13 protein-coding genes are annotated in these 20,201 nt (G+C 70.6%); 4 read left to right on the forward strand and 9 right to left on the reverse strand.

Annotated elements, in window-relative coordinates:
• Nucleotides 1-23: 23 nt before the first annotated feature.
• Nucleotides 24-554 carry a TerD family protein gene (locus tag ADK54_RS16370; protein WP_053726375.1) on the forward strand — a complete coding sequence of 177 codons (531 nt, stop codon included), beginning with the start codon at nt 24-26 and terminating at the stop codon, nt 552-554.
• Nucleotides 555-665: 111 nt separating this feature from the next.
• On the opposite strand, the gene ADK54_RS16375 is transcribed toward ADK54_RS16370, so the two are convergent.
• Entirely contained in the window at nt 666-3,560 is a 2,895-nt protein-coding gene (locus ADK54_RS16375; protein WP_053726376.1) for a vitamin B12-dependent ribonucleotide reductase, read from the reverse strand.
• A 154-nt stretch (nt 3,561-3,714) separates the two neighbouring features.
• Nucleotides 3,715-4,236, reverse strand: a complete 522-nt coding sequence (gene nrdR / locus ADK54_RS16380) for a transcriptional regulator NrdR (protein WP_053726377.1) — start codon at nt 4,234-4,236, stop codon at nt 3,715-3,717.
• A 556-nt stretch (nt 4,237-4,792) separates the two neighbouring features.
• Between nrdR and lexA the strand changes: the two genes are divergently transcribed.
• Nucleotides 4,793-5,581 carry a transcriptional repressor LexA gene (gene lexA / locus ADK54_RS16385; protein ID WP_053726378.1) on the forward strand — a complete coding sequence of 263 codons (789 nt, stop codon included), beginning with the start codon at nt 4,793-4,795 and terminating at the stop codon, nt 5,579-5,581.
• A gap of 109 nt (nt 5,582-5,690) precedes the next feature.
• On the opposite strand, the gene ADK54_RS16390 is transcribed toward lexA, so the two are convergent.
• Genes ADK54_RS16390 through ADK54_RS16410 form a run of 5 tightly spaced genes read right to left on the reverse strand, consistent with a single transcriptional unit; the run spans nt 5,691 to nt 13,921 of the window.
• Nucleotides 5,691-7,661: an ATP-dependent DNA helicase gene (locus ADK54_RS16390; RefSeq protein WP_053726379.1), complete on the reverse strand. Its 1,971-nt coding sequence runs from the start codon at nt 7,659-7,661 to the stop codon at nt 5,691-5,693.
• Nucleotides 7,662-7,698: 37 nt separating this feature from the next.
• Nucleotides 7,699-9,624, reverse strand: a complete 1,926-nt coding sequence (locus ADK54_RS16395) for an IucA/IucC family protein (protein WP_053726380.1) — start codon at nt 9,622-9,624, stop codon at nt 7,699-7,701.
• A 60-nt stretch (nt 9,625-9,684) separates the two neighbouring features.
• Complete coding sequence (locus tag ADK54_RS16400; RefSeq protein ID WP_053726381.1) at nt 9,685-10,572, reverse strand: GNAT family N-acetyltransferase; 888 nt, start codon at nt 10,570-10,572, stop codon at nt 9,685-9,687.
• 30 nt (nt 10,573-10,602) lie between these two features.
• On the reverse strand, nt 10,603-12,471 hold the full coding sequence (locus tag ADK54_RS16405; protein WP_053726382.1) for an IucA/IucC family protein: 1,869 nt from the start codon (nt 12,469-12,471) through the stop codon (nt 10,603-10,605).
• 37 nt (nt 12,472-12,508) lie between these two features.
• On the reverse strand, nt 12,509-13,921 hold the full coding sequence (locus tag ADK54_RS16410) for a diaminobutyrate--2-oxoglutarate transaminase family protein (protein ID WP_053726383.1): 1,413 nt from the start codon (nt 13,919-13,921) through the stop codon (nt 12,509-12,511).
• A gap of 354 nt (nt 13,922-14,275) precedes the next feature.
• Here ADK54_RS16410 and ADK54_RS16415 point away from each other — a divergent pair, with 354 nt between their 5' ends.
• Nucleotides 14,276-15,502: a trypsin-like serine peptidase gene (locus ADK54_RS16415; protein WP_053726421.1), complete on the forward strand. Its 1,227-nt coding sequence runs from the start codon at nt 14,276-14,278 to the stop codon at nt 15,500-15,502.
• Nucleotides 15,503-15,675: 173 nt separating this feature from the next.
• Nucleotides 15,676-16,845: a trypsin-like serine peptidase gene (locus tag ADK54_RS16420; protein WP_053726384.1), complete on the forward strand. Its 1,170-nt coding sequence runs from the start codon at nt 15,676-15,678 to the stop codon at nt 16,843-16,845.
• Between the two features lie 130 nt (nt 16,846-16,975).
• Here the strand turns inward: ADK54_RS16420 and hflX are convergent, their stop codons facing one another.
• The gene (gene hflX, locus ADK54_RS16425) at nt 16,976-18,478 is read right to left on the reverse strand and encodes a GTPase HflX (RefSeq protein WP_053726385.1); all 1,503 of its coding nucleotides are present in this window, start codon (nt 18,476-18,478) and stop codon (nt 16,976-16,978) included.
• A gap of 199 nt (nt 18,479-18,677) precedes the next feature.
• A complete protein-coding gene (locus ADK54_RS16430; protein WP_053726386.1) occupies nt 18,678-20,141 on the reverse strand; it encodes a M1 family metallopeptidase in 1,464 nt (487 codons plus the stop codon).
• Between the last annotated feature and the right edge of the window lie 60 nt (nt 20,142-20,201).

Consider the following 20,201-nt stretch of genomic DNA (forward strand, 5'->3'; position numbering starts at 1 on the left):
GTCAGGCACGGGGAGGGGTTTGAATGAGCGGCATCAGCAAAGGGCTCGGCACGGTCGAGGTGGCACTGAGATGGGACCCCAGCCCGCTCGGCTCCGCCGCCCACGACCTGGACGTGGTGGCGGGGGTCTATCCGGCAGCCGCCCCGTACGGACCGCCCGACTACTGGGTGTACTTCGACAGCCGCTCCCCCGACGGCACCATCTATTTGAACCGCGACAGCCGGACCGGCCAGGGCCTCGGGTACGACGAGGTCATGACCCTGGACCTCGGCCGCATGCCCGCGGAACACGCCCGCGTGGTGGTCGGCGTGATCATCCAGCAGCGGGCCGGACGCCTCGTCTTCGGCAAGGTGGCGAACCCCGGTGTCCGCATCCGGGACGGCTACACCGAACTGTCGAACCACGGCTTCGCGCAGGTGGCGGACTCCCGGGCAGCGACCGTCGCGGAGTTCACCCGCGCCGAGTCCGGCGTGTGGGCATTTCGCGAGGACATCCGCGGCTTCGCCCTTGACCCGGACGACTTCATCGCCGCCATGGGCGCCGCGACAACCTGACCCCCTGCGCACGACTGAGGGGACCGGCGATTGCCGGTCCCCTCAGTGCACTTCTGCTCAGCTAAACCCGCGGGTCACGTCGGACAGTCCGTCCCACGTACGGCGGTGGTGTCAGCTGCAACCGCTGGTCGAGCCGCAGCCCTCGCAGATGTAGCAGGAGCCGGCCCGCTGCATCTTCGTACCGCAGGAGAAGCAGAGCGGGGCATCCGCGCTGACGCCGAGCTGCATCTCGACGAGCTCGGCCGAGTTGTGCGCGACCTTGGGGGCCTCGACCGCGGCCGGCTTCGGTGCGGCGACGGCCTTCAGGGTCTCCGTCTGGCGCGGGGCCGACTGGGCCAGGCTCTCGACGTCCAGCTCCTCGTCCTCCAGGGTCGGCTCGTACGAACCGGTGTCCAGGTGACGCTGACGCTCCTCGGCGGAGTGGATGCCGAGGGCCGAGCGGGTCTCGAACGGCAGGAAGTCCAGCGCCAGGCGGCGGAAGATGTAGTCGACGATCGACTGCGCCATCCGCACGTCCGGGTCGTCCGTCATGCCGGCCGGCTCGAAGCGCATGTTGGTGAACTTCGAGACGTAGGTCTCAAGCGGCACACCGTACTGGAGGCCGACCGAGACGGCGATGGAGAAGGCGTCCATCATGCCCGCGAGGGTCGAGCCCTGCTTGGACATCTTCAGGAAGACCTCGCCCAGACCGTCGTCCGGGTACGAGTTGGCGGTCATGTAGCCCTCGGCGCCACCGACCGTGAACGAGGTGGTGATCCCCGGGCGGCCCTTCGGGAGGCGCTTGCGGACCGGGCGGTACTCGACGACCTTCTCGACCGCGGTGCGGATGGTCTCCTCGGCCTTGGCGGTGACCGCCTCCTTCTCCTTCTCCTTGGTCTTGGCGGAGAGGGGCTGGCCGACCTTGCAGTTGTCGCGGTAGATGGCGAGCGCCTTGACGCCCATCTTCCACGCCTCGAAGTAGACCTCTTCGACGTCCTCGACGGTCGCCGTCTCCGGCAGGTTGACCGTCTTGGACAGCGCGCCCGAGATCCACGGCTGGATGGCCGCCATCATGCGGACGTGACCCATCGCGGAGATGGAACGCTCGCCCATGGCGCAGTCGAAGACCTCGTAGTGCTCGGTCTTCAGGCCCGGGGCGTCGATGACGTTCCCGTTCTCGGCGATGTGGGCGACGATCGCCTCGATCGCCTCCTCCTGGTAGCCGAGGCGACGCAGGGCCTGCGGCACCGTGCCGTTGACGATCTGCATCGAGCCGCCGCCGACCAGCTTCTTGAACTTGACCAGGGCGAGGTCGGGCTCCAGGCCGGTGGTGTCGCACGACATGGCGAGACCGATGGTGCCGGTGGGCGCGATGACCGAGGCCTGCGCGTTGCGGAAACCGTTCTTCGCGCCGAGCCGGATCACGTCCTGCCACGCCTCCGTGGCGGCGGCCCAGATCGGGTTGTCCAGGTCGTCCACGTGCACGGCCACGGCGTTGGCGTCGGCGTGCTGCTTCATGACGCGCTGGTGCGGCTCGGCGTTGCGGGCGTAACCGTCGTACGCGCCGACGACCGCGGCGAGCTCGGCGGAGCGCTTGTACGAGGTGCCGGTCATCAGGGAGGTGATGGCGCCGGCGAGCGCGCGGCCGCCGTCGGAGTCGTACGCGTGGCCGGTGGCCATCAGCAGGGCGCCGAGGTTGGCGTAGCCGATGCCCAGCTGGCGGTAGGCGCGGGTGTTCTCGCCGATCTTCTGGGTCGGGAAGTCCGCGAAGCAGATGGAGATGTCCATCGCGGTGATGACGAGCTCGACGACCTTGGCGAAGCGCTCGACCTCGAAGGACTGGTTGCCCTTGCCGTCGTCCTTGAGGAACTTCATCAGGTTCAGGGACGCGAGGTTGCAGGACGTGTTGTCCAGGTGCATGTACTCGCTGCACGGGTTCGAGCCGTTGATGCGGCCGGACTCGGGGCAGGTGTGCCAGTGGTTGATGGTGTCGTCGTACTGGATGCCCGGGTCGGCGCAGGCCCAGGCCGCCTCGGCCATCTTGCGGAAGAGCGACTTGGCGTCGACCTCTTCGATGACGTCACCGGTCATGCGGGCGCGCAGGCCGAACTTGCCGCCCTGCTCGACGGCCTTCATGAACTCGTCGTTCACGCGGACCGAGTTGTTGGCGTTCTGGTACTGGACGGACGTGATGTCGTCGCCGCCCAGGTCCATGTCGAAGCCCGCGTCGCGCAGCGCGCGGATCTTCTCCTCTTCCTTCACCTTGGTCTCGATGAAGTTCTCGATGTCGGGGTGGTCGACGTCGAGGATGACCATCTTGGCCGCGCGGCGGGTCGCGCCGCCGGACTTGATGGTTCCGGCCGACGCGTCCGCGCCGCGCATGAAGGAGACCGGGCCGGAGGCGTTGCCGCCGGAGGAAAGCAGCTCCTTGGAGGAGCGGATGCGGGAGAGGTTCAGGCCGGCGCCGGAGCCGCCCTTGAAGATCATGCCCTCTTCCTTGTACCAGTCGAGGATCGACTCCATGGAGTCGTCGACGGCCAGGATGAAGCAGGCCGAGACCTGCTGCGGCTGGGGCGTGCCGACGTTGAACCACACCGGCGAGTTGAAGCTGAAGATCTGGTGCAGGAGCGCGTACGCCAGCTCGTGCTCGAAGATCTCGGCGTCGGCGGGCGAGGCGAAGTAGCCGTAGTCCTCGCCGGCCTTCGTGTACGTCTTCACGATCCGGTCGATCAGCTGCTTGAGACCGGTCTCGCGCTGCGGGGTGCCGACGGCCCCGCGGAAGTACTTGCTGGTGACGATGTTGACCGCGTTCACCGACCAGAAGTCGGGGAACTCGACGCCACGCTGCTCGAAGTTGACCGAGCCGTCGCGCCAGTTGGTCATGACGACGTCACGGCGCTCCCAGGACACCTCGTCGTACGGATGCACGCCGGGGGTGGTGTGGATGCGCTCGATACGCAGCCCCTTGGTGGCCTTGGATCCCTTGGCTCGGGAGCCTCGTGCCGGGCCGCTCGCCGTCTCTGTCATTGCCGCCTCCCATACGCGGGCAAAAACGCCCAAAAGTGCCTGAATGTTCCCAAGGCACGGTGTTTGTCTGTTGCCACGGGCGCAGCGGAAGCTCACCCCTGGCAGGTCCTGGATGCCGCCGATCGGCGACCGCGGGCCCGTGCGGGCCCCTCGGTCAGTCGGCAGCGGTGGCGGGCGCGGGGACCTCGGGGGTCACTCCGGCCACGCACTCGTCTGATTGGTCTGCGGGAGGCCGCCGCACGCGGAGTTCCACGATGGCGGCCTCGAAGTCTTCGAGCGTGTCGAAAGCTCGGTAAACGGACGCGAAGCGCAGGTACGCGACGAGGTCGAGCTCCTGCAAGGGGCCGAGTATGGCAAGCCCCACGTCGTGCGTGGTCAGCTCGGCGCTGCCGGTGGCGCGCACCGCCTCTTCGACCCGCTGGCCGAGCTTGGCGAGGGCGTCCTCGGTGACGGGCCGTCCCTGGCATGCCTTGCGGACGCCCGAGATGACTTTGGTGCGGCTGAAGGGCTCGGTCACGCCGGAACGCTTGATGACCATCAGCGAGGCCGTCTCCACCGTCGTGAAGCGACGGGAGCAGTCGGGGCACTGGCGGCGCCGGCGGATCGACGTGCCGTCGTCGGTCGTACGACTGTCGACGACACGGCTGTCGGGGTGCCTGCAGAAGGGGCAGTGCATGGTTCCCAACCCTCCTTCACAGCACGACTGAATAGCCTCAGCGGGCCCAGAAACCCCCCGCGAAGCGACCACAAGCATAGGCGATGGCCAGGGTCTTGAAGGACCACGGAACACAACTTCTGGGTGGCTGCACCAATCCAACCACTAGATCTAGGGTTTGGTCGGTTACCCGGCCCTGCCGCGTGTCGTGGAACCCCGGCTGCGGCCCGGCGTTATCCGGCCGCCCAAGAGGCTACGGGAAGCGCGTCGCAGCGCTGGATTGCGGGGTGCTGGATGACAGACTGTGCGCCGGTACGCCGCCGTCGCGAGCGACACGCGGCGGCCGCCGGAACGGTCCCCCCAGGGGGTGGTCGCCAGGCATCCACCTCAGCGGTGAAGGGTACCGTAATGGACCGAATTGACGTTCGACGGGCCCCCAATCGGGACTCGCACATACACCCACCCGCAGGACCACGTAGCGCGTTCTGCGATTTTTCACTCGAACGTGTGTTTGGCGCAACCTTTCGAAAGCAACTACCGTTGTCCAGCTAGGGAGACCATTTCGAGAGGGGCCGACGTGACCACCACCGCAGACAGTGCCACCATCACTGCCCAGGACCGCTCCCAGACCCGACTTGAGCCGGTGCATGCCATGAATGACGCAGTCACGAACCAGGGGGCGGACGCCGGGCGCGCCCGTTCGCTGCCCGGCCGACCTCCAGGGATCAGGGCGGACAGCTCCGGGCTCACCGACCGGCAGCGGCGGGTCATCGAAGTCATCAGGGACTCCGTGCAGCGGCGTGGCTACCCGCCGTCGATGCGGGAGATCGGCCAGGCCGTCGGCCTCTCCAGCACCTCGTCCGTCGCCCACCAGCTGATGGCCCTGGAGCGCAAGGGCTTCCTGCGCCGCGACCCGCACCGCCCCCGCGCGTACGAGGTCCGCGGCTCCGACCAGCCGAGCAGCCAGCCCACCGACACCGCGGGCAAGCCCGCCGCCTCGTACGTGCCGCTGGTGGGCCGGATCGCCGCCGGTGGCCCGATCCTCGCCGAGGAGTCGGTCGAGGACGTCTTCCCCCTCCCCCGCCAGTTGGTCGGCGACGGCGAACTCTTCGTCCTGAAGGTCGTCGGCGACTCGATGATCGAAGCCGCGATCTGTGACGGCGACTGGGTCACGGTGCGCCGCCAGCCCGTCGCCGAGAACGGCGACATCGTCGCCGCGATGCTGGACGGCGAGGCCACCGTCAAGCGCTTCAAGCGCGAGGACAACCACATCTGGCTGCTCCCGCACAACGCCGCCTACCAGCCGATTCCCGGCGACGACGCGACCATTCTGGGCAAGGTCGTGGCGGTGCTCCGGCGGGTCTGACCCCTCCGCCGGCTCTGACCGGGCCCCGGGACCCCCTGCGCCGGTCCCGGGGCCCTGCTGTGCCCGTCACCCCCGCCCGCGTGCTGCCGGCGGGGGAACAGCATCCGTCCTACTTGCCGTCCGCCTTGGCCGCCGCGTCGATGGCCGCGAGCGAGCGACGCGCCTGGTTACGGTCCGTGGTGTACCAGAAGTCGGGCAGCGAGGCCCGCAGATAGCTGCCGTAGCGGGCGTTGGCCAGCCTCGGATCGAGCACCGCGACCACGCCCCGGTCGCCCGTCGCCCGGACGAGGCGGCCCGCGCCCTGGGCCATCAGAAGCGCGGCATGCGTCGCCGCCACGGCCATGAAACCGTTGCCGCCGCCCTCCTCGACCGCCTTCTGGCGGGCGCTCATCAGCGGGTCGTCGGGACGCGGGAACGGGATCCGGTCCATCACCACCAGCTGGCAGCTCGGGCCGGGCACGTCGACGCCCTGCCACAGGGACAACGTGCCGAACAGGCAGGTCTTCGGGTCGGCCGCGAACGCCTTGATCAGCTCGCCCAGCGTCTCCTCGCCCTGGAGCAGGATCGGATTCTCCAGGCGGCCGCGCAACTCCTCGGCGGCGGCCTGAGCGGCCCGCATCGAGGAGAACAGGCCGAGCGTGCGGCCGCCGGCCGCCTCCACCAGTTCGGCCAGCTCGTCCATCATGTCGCCGCGCGAACCCTCCCGGCCCGGGGTGGCCAGGTGCTTCGCGACGTAGAGGATGCCCTGCTTGGGATAGTCGAAGGGCGAGCCGACGTCGAGGCCCTTCCACTGCGGCACGTCCTCGCCGCCGGTGCCCTCCGGGGAGAGGCCGAGCGAGGCGCCCACCCCGTTGAAGTCCCCGCCCAGCTTGAGCGTCGCGGAGGTCAGGACCACCGAGCGGTCCGTGAAGAGCTTCTCCCTGAGCAGGCCGGACACCGAGAGCGGGGCCACCCGCAGCGAGGCGCCGAAACGGTCGTGGCGCTCGTACCAGACGACGTCCCACTCGGAGCCGTTGGTGATGCGCTCAGCCACACCATGCACCGTCTCCAGCATGGCGAGGGCCTGCTTGCGCACCGCGTCCTCGTCCTGGACGGACTTGTCGCGGGTGGAGCCGAGCGCGGAGATCACCTCGCGGGCGGCGTCGCGCAGCGCCATCAGCGCATAGCCGAGGTCTTCCGGGACCTCCTCCAGGCGGCCCGGCAGGGCCAGCTCCATCACCCGCTCGAAGCCCTCCGCGGCGGTCTGGAGGCTGTCGGCCACCTTCTCGTTGACCAGCTTGGCGCTGCGCCGCACGGCCCGGTTGACCTGGCCGGGGGTGAGCTCGCCGGTCGCGACGCCGGTGACCCGGGAGACCAGCTCATGAGCCTCGTCGACGATCAGCACCTCGTGCTGCGGGAGCACCGGGGCGCCCTCGATCGCGTCGATGGCGAGCAGTGCGTGGTTGGTGACGACGACATCGGAGAGCTTGGCGCGCTCGCGGGCCGTCTCCGCGAAGCACTCCGCCCCATAGGCGCACTTCGTGGCGCCCAAACACTCGCGGGAGGACACGGAGACCTGCCCCCACGCCCTGTCCGAGACGCCCGGCGTCAGGTCGTCGCGGTCGCCGGTCTCGGTCTCGTCCGCCCAGTCCCGCATCCTGAGCAGGTCCTGGCCCAGCTTGCTGGTGGGCGCGGCCGACTCGAACTGGTCGAAGAGACCCTCGTCCTCGTCCTGCGGCGCGCCCTCGTGGAGGCGGTGCAGGCACAGGTAATTGGAGCGGCCCTTCAGCATCGCGAACTGCGGGCGGCGCCGCAGCAGCGGGTGCAGTGCGTCCACGGTGCGCGGCAGGTCGCGTTCCACTAGCTGGCGCTGGAGCGCCAGCGTGGCCGTGGCGATCACGACGCGCTCCCCGTGCGCGAGGGCCGGCACCAGGTAGCCGAGGGACTTTCCGGTGCCCGTCCCGGCCTGGACCAGCAGGTGGGAGCTGTCGTCGACGGCATCGGCGACAGCCGTGGCCATGGTGACCTGGCCAGGCCGCTCCACGCCGCCGACGGCGGTGACGGCGGCGTGCAGGAGCTCGGGGAGTGAAGGCTTTGTCATAGCCAGACCACCCTAAGGCTCGCCACTGACAATCGGATCACTCAGCCGCTGCGAGAGGGTTCGCCACGGTGCCGTGCACGGCGGCGTGCGGCCGCTCGGGGCGGTCCCGGTAGCCGTCCGTGTGCAGCCGGTTCCGGTTGAGGCAGAGCCGGTCGATCCGGGGCGTGAGCAGGTCGAACGTTTCGTGGCGGTCCTTCTCGTGGGGGAAGCGGGCCTGGTGGCGCAGGATCTCGTCGCGCACCAGAGCCCAGAAGTCGGCCTCGGGGACGCCAAGTTGGTCCTCGCAGAGCGGGGCCAGAAAGCGGAAGACGCCCACGAAGAGCCCCGAATGAATGAATTGCGTGAGGAAGGAGGGCGCCTCCGTAAGGAGGATGTTCCGCACGTCCTCGGGCATCGAGTCGTGTTCGGGAAGGTGCTCGGCGCTCACATTGATGTCGTCGACGAAGTCCTTGATCGCCAGGCGTACCGGCACGTCCTGGTCGTCGAAGACGACGATGGCGTTCTCTCCGTGCGGCGAGAAGACGGTGCCGTAGCGGTAGAGGAAGTGCAGCAGCGGCGGCAGCAGGGCGCTGAAGAGCCGGCGCAGCCACACCTGGGGCGCGAGCCCCGAGCGGGCGACCAGCTCGGCCGTGAAGGCGCGCCCCTCGGGGTCGGTGTGGAGCAGCGCGGCAAGGGTGCGGGCCCGTTCGCCCGCCGCGAGCCGCTGCGGCAGGGGCTCGCGCCAGATCGCCCCGAGCAACTCCTTGTACTGGTAGGGGACTTCGCCGATGCGGTCGTACACCGGGTGCTCCACGGCAACCGAGGCGACTTCGCCGAGCAGGAGCACCCGGCACTCGTCCCGCAGGAAGGCGTCCCGCTCGCACAGGCCCTGTACCCAGGCCGTGACGGCGGGCGCGGCCACGGTGCGCTCGGTCGGAAGGCCCCTCCAGACCAGGGTGTTGAGGATGGACAGCGGCAGTTTCACCGTGTGGCGCTCGGGCCGTGAAAGGTTCAGGAAGGTGCGGATGGACTGCTGCGGCAGCCGTACGTCGCCGTCGGTGGGCAGCGGCACGATGGCGTTGTCGGCGACGGCCGGGGCGAACAGCGGAAGGATCATCTCCGTCCACTGCCAGGGGTGGACGGGCAGGTACAGGTACGCCGCCGGATCCAGGCCGCGGGCCCGTAGCGCCGCGGCGAACGCCTCGCGGACGGGGGCGTCGAGCTCGCGGTCGTAGAGCCGGTCCGGCGTGGCCAGCGTCTCGACACCTCGGTAGCTCGCGAGGTCGGTGCGGACCGCGATCCAGGGCAGCTTGGCCGGCGTGCGGGCCTCCGGGCTCCAGCGCGCGGCGTCGTCGGCGGAGAACCCGAGCCGGCCCTTGTTGAGCACGAGCCAGGGGTGACCGGTCTGGTGGCCCTCCAGCTCCGCGTAGCCGAGGTCGGCGAGCTGGGCGGCGGGCAGTGCGGTGGCGCGCAGGCGGCTGTCGGCGGCCAGGGTGGCGGTGAGTTCCCGTACGAGGTGTCCGAAGGTGGCGCCGTCGACGCCGAGGGTCCGGCGGGCGAGCGCGAGGAAGCGAATGGGGTCGCCAAAGGCCTCGGGGGACGGGAGCGGGTGGTCTGGGGCGCTCTGTTCGCCGGGCTCCCCCGCGCTCCGGGCGCGCTGCGCGGTGCGCCGGACGGAGTCGGGGTCCACCTGCCAGCCGCCGTACGCGCCGCGCCGCGCCAGGAAGGTCAAAGTGCTGCCGTCGTCCAGCGTGAACCCGTACTGACCTGCGCTTTTTTCGTCCGGACCGGCATTGTCAGTGGTGGGCCCTACCGTTGGTTGCACGATTTCCTCGTAGGCGAAGGCACCGATCATCTTCGCGAGGAGGAGACGTCCCGCACGGTCCCAGGCCTCGCGGTTCAGCTCGGGTGGGGCCAGCAGCCCGGGCGGGGCCTGGCGGTCGAGGAGGCCGCGGGATTCATCGGGAGAAGGAGGGTTCGGCATGGGGACTCCTCGGGGTCGAACCGATTCGGGGCTAGGGGTGTATGCGGAGCGGCGGGGCGTTCACAGCAGGTTCCTGAGCGCGCGGTCGCGGACCATCAGGGCGGCTCGCTTGTCGGGCAGGTCGACCTCCGCGTGGAAGCGGAAGCCGGCGCTGAGGAACGCGGAGACGGAGGGGGTGTTGCGCAGATCGGGTTCGGCGATCACACGGGGGCAGTTGGGACGGTTGTCGATGACCAGGTCGGCGACGGCCCTGAGCAGGGTGGTCCCGACGCCCCGGCCGCGGTCGGCGACGCCGCCGATGAGCAGATGGAGACCGGTGTCGTGCGGGCGGGCCGGATAGTGGCGGGCCAGCGGGTCCAGGTCCGCGCGGTAGATCTCCCAGTAGCTCATGGGAGTTCCGTCGAGGACGCCCACACAGGGCACGCTGCGGCCGTCGCCGTCTAGCTGGTTGCGCAGATGGGCCGCGGTGACCGACGCGGGTCCCGCCAGGTCCCAGAAGGCGGCCACGGCAGGGTCGTTCATCCACTGGGCGAGGAGAGCGAGGTCGCGTTCGGGACGTACCGGGACGAGCTGGAACACGCCGAGCGGGGTGGTGACCGGCGCCCAGTCGCCGGGGGAATCGAGCAGGTCGTCCATGACGGGGCAGGCCCGTCGGGCAGCGCTGCCGGACTGCGGCAGCAGGTCGGTACCGGCCCACTGCTGGGCCACGCCGTCCGGGAGAGGTTCCGGGGCCGCGAGTCCTGAGCCCGAGGGAGCGGAATCCGCGCCCGGCCCGCAGAGCCCGGACCCGAGCCCGTCCGGGACCGAACCGCCCGGCCCGTCAGGGCTGTCGCCGAACAGGGCGACCAGTTCGTCGGGCAGCTCCAGGTCCAGGGTGTCGTCGGCCGCCTCCCCCTGGTGGGGGGCCGGGTCGGCTTCGGCGTCGGTGCTCGCATCGGTGGGAGGCACGGCGACGCTCCTCTCAGCAGTTCGTACGGGTCAAGTTCCGTTGGTGTGAAGGGGGTTGGTGATCGTGACGTAGACGGACTGTGTGTCGACCGGGCCGACGAGTTCGTCGAGGCCGTGCAGCCGGGTCAGCAGGTTGGCCTTGCAGCGCAGCGTCGCGCTGTCCAGCAACTGGGCGGGCAGGGGCGAGCCGAGGTCGGTGGCCTTGGCGAGGAACCGGCGCAGGGCGGCGAGCAGGACGCGTTCGTCGGCGAGGTGCTGGGCGCCGAAGGCCCCGATGAGACCGAGGACGTTGTTGATGCCGAGGTAGTAGGCGAAGCGCTCGTCGGTCACGGCATCGGGGACGAAGGTGTCGCTGGTGGCGCCGATGCCGGGCAGCCGCCGCTCCAGGGCGGCGCGGTGCGACTCGCGGAAGTAGTAGCCCTGGTTGTCGCGGTAGCGGCCACCCACGGGCCAGCCGTCGGGGTCGAGCAGGACCAGGGTGTTCTGCTGGTGGGCCTCCAGGGCGATGCCTGCCGTGCCGTCCAGCCAGAGCAGCGGGCGTACGACCTGGTCGAGGTAGCGCAGGAACCACTCGGCACAGACGGCCGTGATGGGCCGGCCGGTGCGGGCGGCGAGCCGGCCCACGACGTCGGCGAGGCGCGACAGCATCCCGGGACGGCCCGGCATGGGGCGCGGGGCGGTGAGTGCGGCGATGCAGACGGCGTCGTCGCCGGGCGCGAAGGGGTTGTGGCGGACCATGACGTCAAGGCCCGGCAGGGGTTCGCCGTCCGGGGTGTCGACGGCGAGCCAGGCGGGGTCACGGACGATGTCGAAGCAGGGGTGCGCGGACTGCCACTCCTCGCCGAGACCGGCCCGCAGCAGGCGGTGGACCTCCACACCGCGGTGGAGTTCCTTGCGGAGGTTCTCACGACGGGAGTTGGTGATGCGTACGCCGAGCGACAGCTTGAGCATGGCGTCGGCGCCGGAGCGGTGGACGGTGCGGACGGAGGACGTGGGGTGCCAGTCCTCGCCGTGCGGGCCGAGGTCGTGCAGGAGCCCGGCGTCGAGCAGTGCGGCGACGGCGGGGCGCTGGGCGATGTCGCGGGCTTGCCAGGGGTGCAAGGGCAACGGGACGGCGCCGGGCGGAAGTTGGATGCCGTCCGCGAGCCGGTGCGCCAGCTGTGCGGCGTCGATGGCGCGGCCGCCTTCGGTCCATGCCGAGTCGGTGGCGAGGACGCGGGGGTCGACGGCCATCCAGTGCAGCGGGAAGGAGCCGTACAACTCGGGTGAGTAGCGGCGCGCTTCCGTCTCGGAGAGGCCCTCGCGGCTCTTCGGGGTGGGGTGCAGCGGGTGGCCGAGGAGGAGGGACTGTTCGGCGGTGAGGAAGAGATCGGCGGTGTCGTGGGGGCCGGGGCGGGTGCGCCGGTCGGCGATGAAGTCCGCGGTGCGGCGCACGGAGTCGGCGACCCGGCCCACCAGGTCGGCGCCCTCGCTCTGGCCGGCCTCGCGGCCGAGCAGGGCGGCGACCGTGACGGCGTCGGCGGGCGGGGCGCCCGGGGAGCCGCCTTCCAGGGTGGGCCTGGCGAACCGGTGCCAGCCGGTGGCCGACCAGTACAGGACGGGCACGGCCAGCGCGGTTCCGCTGGCCGGGAGCGGGATGCGCAGGACCGGACCGGCCGGCGCGGTCAGGTCGTTCTCCCGCACCCAGCAGCGCAGCAGGTTCTCGACGGCGGCCGCTTCTGCCGCGGCCCCGGGGTCGGGAGCGTCGAGCGGGTCCGGATCGGTTGGGGTGGTCAGTCGTTCGCCGTGGATCCCGGCCTTCTGGCGCGGCACCGTCGTCGGCTCGGCCACCAGCGGGCCGCGGTGGGCGGTGACAGGGCCGTCGGCCTCGTGCGCATCGGGTGCGGGAGTGGGATTCACGGCGGTCTTCCTTGCGAGCTCGTGGGGTGGTCCGGGATCAGTGGGACGGTCCGGTCTCGGCCCGGTGGTGCGCGACGCCGGTCCCCGAGTCGGCGCGCTGGTGCGAGGCGCGCGCGGCGGCCGACAGGGCGTCGGCGAGCCGGTCGAGGACGGCCACGGCCTGCTCGTCGGTGAGGGTGAGCGGGGGCAGCAGGCGTACGACGCTGGAGTGGCGGCCGCCGAGCTCGACGATGAGCCCGCGCCGCAGGCACTCCTGCTGCACGGCGGCGGCCAGGGCGGGCGCGGGCGGCGGAGGGTTGCCGGAGCTGAGGTCCTCGCGCTCCGGGTCGACGAGTTCGACGCCGATCATCAGGCCCCGGCCGCGCACGTCGCCGATGCAGGGGTGGTCGGCGGCGAGGCCCTGCAACTGGCCGAGCATGCGGGCCCCGAGGACGGCCGCCCGGTCGGCGAGCCGGTTCTCGCGGACGTACGCGAGGGTGGCTCTGCCTGCCGCCATGGCGAGCTGGTTGCCGCGGAACGTACCGGCGTGCGCGCCGGGCTCCCACGCGTCGAGGCCGTCCCGGTACACGATCACGGCCAGCGGCAGCGAGCCGCCGATGGCCTTGGAGAGCACCATCACGTCGGGCACCACCCCGCTGTGCTCGACGGCCCAGAACGTGCCGGTGCGGCCGACGCCCGTCTGCACCTCGTCGGCGATCAGCGGGATGGAGCGGCTCGCGGTGATCTCGCGCATCCGGCGCATCCAGGCGTCGGGCGCCGGGATCACGCCGCCCTCTCCCTGCACCGGTTCGAGGATCATCCCGGCCGGTGCGGGGACGCCGCCCTTGGGGTCGTCGAGGAGGTTCTCGGTCCAGCGGGCGGCGGTCTCGGCCCCGCGTTCGCCGCCGAGTCCGTACGGGCAGCGGTAGTTCTGCGGGTAGGGCAGCCGGGTCACCCCGGCGTCCCGGGCGCCGCCGGAGACGGCGAGGGCGCCCGCGGTCATGCCGTGGTAGGCACCGGTGAAGGCGAGCATTCCGGTGCGCCCGGTGGCGGTGCGGACCAGCTTCAGCGCGGCCTCGACCGCGTCCGTGCCGGCCGGTCCGCAGAACTGGATCCTTCCGTGCTCGGCGAGTTGGCGCGGCAGGGTGGCGAACAGCTCCGTGGTGAAGGCGTCCTTGACCGGTGTCGCGAGGTCAAGGATGTGCAGCGGCGCCCCCGAGTCGAGGACCTTGCGGATCGCTTCGAGCACGACGGGATGGTTGTGCCCGAGCGCCAGTGTCCCCGCCCCCGAGAGGCAGTCCAGATAGCGCCGCCCGTCCGCGCCCTCGATCGTCAGCCCGCGCGCCCGCACGGGCACGATGGGCAGCGAACGGGCATAGGTGCGGGCCGCCGACTCCCTCAGGGACTGCCTTCGCAGGATCCCCTCATGAGTGCTGAGCAGCGCCGTCGGAGCTGGTTCGGTCACGGCCACGACTGCTGGTCCTCCCGCTGTGACGGTTCCGTATCGCGTCCGTTGCGCGGCGCGTACCCCCACGCTGAACGCTGTCCTGATGTCCCCCGTACGTACCAACGACGCCGGCACCGCGGGAGCACGGCCAAACGGGAACTTCCTTGCCTCCAGGCAAGGTTCGCCTAACCGGCGCGGCGGAGCGGTCCGGCGGGTGGAACCGCGGCCCTGCCGCGCACCGTCCCCACCGGCACCGGCATAGTGGGGCCCGCACTCGGGCACCGGCTCGCGGTGCCGCTGTTGACGAGTTTGTTCACGAGTTCAGAAGACGAAGAAGACGAAGACGCTTTGATGACGAAGTTCCAGGGGGAATTCGAGATGCGACCGATACGCCCGTCCAGCGCCGAGCGCACGGGAGACAGAGCCCGTCGCGGGGTCTCCCCCGTGCTGGCCGCCCTCGGCCTCACGGCCGCGCTGGCGCTGACCGCGACCGCCTGCGGACCCGGCGGTTCCAACGCCGACAGCAAGCCGACGGCCTCGGCGGCGGCCACGGGCGATGCCGACAAGCTCCAGATCCCGGACGACGTCAAGAACCAGCTCAAGAAGCACGGCATCGACCTGGACAAGTGGAAGAACGGCGAGTGGAAGAACTGGGACAAGGCCACTTGGCTGCGTGAGGCCAAGGACTACGTCAACCCGATCATCCAGGACCTGTGGGACCCGGACCGGCTGCGCAAGGCGGACAAGCCCCCGGAGAAGGCCGTCCCCAATGACATCTCCGGCGACAAGGGCGTGACAGACCCGACGCCGGCGCCCGTCAAGGCCGCCGCGGTGAAGGCTCCGTACCACCAGAACCTGCCGGAGCTGGGCAAGCTGTTCTTCGACAGCCCCGAGGGTTCGATGGTGTGCTCGGCGACCGTCGTGAAGGACCCGGCGCACCCCGGCAAGTCCAACATGGTGTGGACCGCGGGCCACTGCGTGCACGCGGGCGCCAAGGGCGGCTGGTACCGCAACATCGCCTTCGTCCCCTCGTACAACAACGCCAACCTGCCGACGGCCCAGCTGCAGAAGGCCACCAAGGCGCAGATCGCTCCGTACGGCGTCTACTGGGCCGACTGGGCGCAGACCTCGCAGCAGTGGATCGAGGGCGGCGGCCCGACCGGCGGCACCGGCGCGCCGTACGACTTCGCGGTGCTGCACGTGACGCCGGAGAAGGGCTCGAACGGCAAGTCCCTGGAGGAGACCGTCGGCGGCGCGCTTCCGGTGGACTTCGACGCGCCGGCCGTGCCGAAGATCAGCGCCATGACGGCCAACGGCTACCCGGCCGCGCCTCCTTACGACGGCCAGAAGCTGTACCAGTGCAAGGACAAGCCGGGCCGGCTCTCCCTTGAGGCGAACCTGCCGACGATGTACCGCATCGGCTGCACCATGACCGGCGGTTCCTCCGGCGGCGGCTGGATCGCCACGGGTTCGGACGGCAAGCCGTCGCTCGTGTCCAACACCTCGATAGGCCCGGTCACCGCGGGCTGGCTGGCCGGCCCGCGCCTGGGCAAGGAGGCCAAGGGCGTGTACGACTCGGTGAGCACCAAGTACGCGGGCCAGTAAGCGCTTTGCGGGGGTCCTGTGAACGCCGGGGCCCCCGTTCGTACCCCCCGTGCCGAGCGGGCATAGTAGGGGGCTGCACGGTGGGCGACCAGACGCACGTCCGCCCACCGGACTGACAAGTACATGGCAAGACCTGCTCTCGACGGGCAGGCTCATCAGGGGGAATCGTTTTCATGCGATCCATACGTCCGTTGCTGGCCGCTTCCGGCCTCGCCGCGGCTCTCGCACTGACCGCCACCGCGTGCGGCCCGGGCGGCAGCGACGCAGACAGCAAGCCGTCCGCCTCCGGCTCCGCCCAGGCCAAGGGCGACTCCGCCGGTCCCGCCGACCTGGCCGACACCCTCAAGAAGCACGGGGTCGACCTCGACAAGTGGAAGAACGGCGGCTGGAAGAACTGGGACAAGGACAAGTGGCTGCGTGACGCCAAGGACTTCGTCAACCCGGTGATCGACGGCTTGTGGAAGCCGGACCGGATGAAGTCCGCCAAGGACCCGCAGAAGACCATGGCGGCCGGTGACGTCAACGGCGGTACGGGCATCTCGGACCCCGAACCCGCGCCCGTCAAGGCCGTCCAGGAGAAGCTGCCTTACCACGACTTCGCGGCTCCGGTCGGCAAGGTGTTCTTCGACTCCCCCGAGGGCCCCATGGTCTGCTCGGGCACCGTCGTGAAGGACCCGGCCCACCCGGGCAAGTCCAACATGGTGTGGACCGCGGGCCACTGCGTCCACCAGGGCGGCTCCGGCGGCTGGTACCGCAACATCGCCTTCGTTCCCTCGTACAACGACAAGGGCAAGTCGGCCGCGGCCCTGAACAACGCGCAGCCGCAGGAGATCGCGCCCTACGGCGTGTACTGGGCCGACTGGGCCTCGACCTCCGGCGAGTGGATCAAGGACGGCGGCCCGACCGGCGGCACCGGCGCCCCGTACGACTACGCGGTCCTTCACGTGAAGCCGGAGAACGGCGGCAAGTCCCTCGAAGAGACCGTCGGCAACGCGTTGACGGTCAACTTCTCCGCCCCGCAGGCCAAGTCCGTCGCCACGATGGGCGCTTGGGGCTACCCGGCGGCGCCGCCGTACGACGGTCTGCAGATGTTCAAGTGCCTCGACCGGCCCGGCCAGCTCTCCATCAGCCCCGGCACGCCGCCGATGTACCGCATCGGCTGCACCATGACGGGTGGCTCCTCGGGCGGCGGCTGGTTCATGAACGGCCCCGACGGCAAGGCCCAGCTGGTCTCCAACACCTCGATCGGCCCGGTCACTTCGGGCTGGCTGGCCGGCCCGCAGCTCGGCGCCGGCGCGAAGGCCCTCTTCGACTCGATGAGCGCGAAGTACGGCGGCCAGTAACCCCGGAACACCGGAACGCCCGAGCACCGGATACGACGCAAGGCCCGCCCCCTCCTGCGAGGGGGCGGGCCTTGCGTCTTTCAGCCTCGCGAACTACCGCCTGCCCAGCGGCAGTTCACCGTCCGTACGCTCAGTGCGCGGCCGGTACGTACGGAGCCAGCTCGGCGGCGAGCACCTCGTGCACCCGGGCCTTGAGCACGGTGCCCTCCGCGACGTGCTCCTCGGAGATCACCTCGCCCTCGGCATGCGCCCGGGCGACCAGCTGCCCGTGCGTGTAGGGCACCAGCGCCTCGATCTCGATCGAGGGGCGCGGCAGCTCGGCGTCGATGAGCGCGAGCAGCTCCTCGATGCCTTCGCCGGTGCGGGCCGAGACCGCGATGGAGTGCCGCTCGATCCGCAGCAGCCGCTGCAGCACGAGCGGGTCCGCCGCGTCCGCCTTGTTGATCACCACGATCTCGGGCACGTCGACTGCGCCCACATCGCGGATGACCTCGCGCACGGCGGCGAGCTGCTCCTCCGGCGCGGGGTGCGACCCGTCCACCACGTGCAGGATGAGATCGGAGTCGCCGACCTCTTCCATGGTGGAGCGGAACGCCTCGACGAGGTGGTGCGGCAGATGCCGTACGAATCCGACGGTGTCGGCCAGCGTGTACAGCCGCCCGGTGGGCGTCTCGGCCCGGCGCACCGTCGGGTCGAGGGTGGCGAACAGCGAGTTCTCCACCAGCACGCCCGCGCCCGTGAGGCGGTTGAGCAGCGAGGACTTTCCGGCGTTGGTGTAACCCGCGATGGCGACCGAAGGCACCTTGTTGCGGCGCCGCTCCTGGCGCTTGATCTCGCGGCCGGTCTTCATCTCCGCGATCTCACGGCGCATCTTCGCCATCTTCTCGCGGATCCGCCGCCGGTCCGTCTCGATCTTGGTCTCACCGGGACCACGGGTGGCCATGCCGCCGCCACCGCTGGACCCGCCGCCGCCCATCTGACGCGACAGCGACTGCCCCCAGCCACGCAGCCGCGGCAGCATGTACTGCATCTGCGCCAGCGAGACCTGCGCCTTGCCCTCACGGGACTTGGCGTGCTGGGCGAAGATGTCGAGGATCAGGGCCGTCCGGTCGACCACCTTGACCTTGACGACGTCTTCGAGATGGATCAGCTGGCCCGGGCTGAGCTCACCGTCGCAGACCACCGTGTCCGCGCCGGTCTCAAGGACGATGTCCCGCAGCTCCTGCGCCTTGCCGGAGCCGATGTAGGTGGCCGGGTCGGGCTTGTCGCGGCGCTGGTAGACGCCGTCGAGCACCAGGGCGCCCGCCGTCTCGGCGAGGGCCGCGAGCTCCGCGAGCGAGTTCTCCGCGTCCAGGAGCGTCCCCGTGGTCCATACGCCGACCAGCACCACGCGCTCCAGGCGCAGCTGCCGGTACTCGACCTCGGTGACGTCCTCAAGCTCGGTGGAGAGGCCCGCCACGCGCCGCAGCGCGGCACGCTCGGAGCGGTCCAGCTGGTCGCCGTCCCGCGCTCCGTCGATCTCGTGGCTCCAGGCGACGTCCTCTTCCATCAGGGCATCGGCCCGAAGGCTCTCGGTGCGGTGCGTGTCCGCGAAGCTCTGCTCGTCCTGGGAAGGGGATGAAGAGGAGGTCATTGGATCCTTTACGTCGTTGGAATTCCGGACCGGAGTCCCCGAGGGAATTCCGGCTGTGTCGGTCACAACGCGTAATGGGTCCGAATGATTCCCGGACGGAATCCGGCCCCGGCAGCGCCGCCGACGTGAACGATGGTCGCACGGTGCCGCCAGGGCCGTCACCCCGGTTTTCCGGCCCTGGCCCCGGCCCGGTGACCGGTCAGGCGTGCTTCGGCTTCTGGGTGTGCCAGTCCGGGTGGCCCGGCATCGGCGGCGTCTTCTCCCCGTACAGCCACGCCTTGAAGAAGCCGGACAGGTCACGGCCCGCGATCCGGGAGGCGAGCGCGGAGAAGTCGGCGGTCGTGGCGGTGGAGTCCCGGTGGTCCCGCACCCAGCGTCGCTCCAGGCGGTCGAAGGCCTTCGTGCCGATCTCCTCGCGGAGGGCGTACAGGACGAGGGCGCTGCCGTCGTAGACGATCGGCCGGAAGATCCCGATCTTCTGTCCGGGGGCGGACGCCCTGGGCGCGGCGGGCGGCCCGCCGGCGGCGCGCCAGCCGTCGGACAGGCCGTAGGCGGCCTTCATCCGCTGGTCCATGGACCGCTTGCCGAACTCCTCGGCGTACTTCGCCTCGTACCAGGTGGCGTGCCCCTCGTTCAGCCAGACGTCCGCCCAGCGGCGGGGCGAGACGCTGTCGCCGAACCAGTGGTGGGCCAGCTCGTGCACCATGACCGCGTCCACGTACCACTCGGGGAACTCCGGCCGCACGAAGAGGGACCGCTCGAACAGGGTCAGGGTCTGCGTCTCCAGCTCGAAGCCGGTGTCGGCGCCCGCGATCAGCGCCCCGTACGTCTCGAACGGGTACCGCCCGACCTGCCGCTCCATCCACGCGATGTGCCCGGGCGTCTTCTTCAGCCAGGGCTCAAGGACGGCCTTGTCGGCGGCGGGGACCACGTCGCGGATGGGCAGCCCGTGCGGCCCCTCCCGGTGCAGCACCACGGAGTGCCCGATCGACACCTGGGCCAGCTCGGTCGCCATGGGGTGACTGGTGCGGTACGTGGAGACGACGCGGCCTCCCTGGCGCTCCCGCGCGATCGGCAGCCCGTTGGCGACGACGGTCACATCCGCCGGGGCGGCCACGTGGAAGGTGAAGAACGCCTTGTCGGAAGGGTGGTCGTTGCAGGGGAACACCCGGTGGGCGGCGTCGGCCTGGTTGGCCATCACCAGACCGTCGGTGGTGCGCACCCAGCCGCCGTCACGTGCCGCGTTCGGGTCGCTGGTGTGCCGCACGGTGATCCGCACCGGCTCACCGGCGTGGACCGGGCTCTGCGGAGTGACCACCAGGTCCTCGTCGACGCTGGCGAACTCCGCCGGCCGCCCATTGACCTCGACCCCGTGTACCGTGCCCCGGGCGAAGTCGAGGTTGATCCGCTCCAGACCGTCGGTGGCGACGGCATCGATGGTGGTGACGGCCTCCATCGGCTTGCTGTTGTCACCCAGATAGGTGAGCCCGATGTCGTACGAGAGCACGTCGTACCCGGGGTTGCCCAGATGCGGGAACAGCGGATCCCCGATCCCGAGCGGCACCGGGGCGGGCAGGGCCGCGGCGACTACGGATGCCGCGGCCGCGCCAAGCAGCACGGCACGCAGTCGGCGGGAACGGGGGCGGCGCGGGGTCAGCGACATGCCCTACCGCTACCAGCGCGATGGTCATCAGCTCAGCCGACTCGCATGGGGGCCACTCGA

This window comes from Streptomyces sp. WM6378 (genome assembly GCF_001279695.1).
Lineage (GTDB): Bacteria > Actinomycetota > Actinomycetes > Streptomycetales > Streptomycetaceae > Streptomyces.

What these genes read in the sequence shown, in the direction of transcription:
- ADK54_RS16370 (WP_053726375.1), top strand. Translation starts at nt 24, where the DNA reads ATGAGCGGCATCAGCAAAGGGCTCGGCACGGTCGAGGTGGCACTGAGA.
- ADK54_RS16375 (WP_053726376.1), bottom strand. Translation starts at nt 3,560, where the DNA reads ATGACAGAGACGGCGAGCGGCCCGGCACGAGGCTCCCGAGCCAAGGGA.
- nrdR (WP_053726377.1), bottom strand. Translation starts at nt 4,236, where the DNA reads ATGCACTGCCCCTTCTGCAGGCACCCCGACAGCCGTGTCGTCGACAGT.
- ADK54_RS16390 (WP_053726379.1), bottom strand. Translation starts at nt 7,661, where the DNA reads ATGACAAAGCCTTCACTCCCCGAGCTCCTGCACGCCGCCGTCACCGCC.
- ADK54_RS16395 (WP_053726380.1), bottom strand. Translation starts at nt 9,624, where the DNA reads ATGCCGAACCCTCCTTCTCCCGATGAATCCCGCGGCCTCCTCGACCGC.
- ADK54_RS16415 (WP_053726421.1), top strand. Translation starts at nt 14,276, where the DNA reads ATGCGACCGATACGCCCGTCCAGCGCCGAGCGCACGGGAGACAGAGCC.
- ADK54_RS16420 (WP_053726384.1), top strand. Translation starts at nt 15,676, where the DNA reads ATGCGATCCATACGTCCGTTGCTGGCCGCTTCCGGCCTCGCCGCGGCT.
- hflX (WP_053726385.1), bottom strand. Translation starts at nt 18,478, where the DNA reads ATGACCTCCTCTTCATCCCCTTCCCAGGACGAGCAGAGCTTCGCGGAC.
- ADK54_RS16430 (WP_053726386.1), bottom strand. Translation starts at nt 20,141, where the DNA reads ATGTCGCTGACCCCGCGCCGCCCCCGTTCCCGCCGACTGCGTGCCGTG.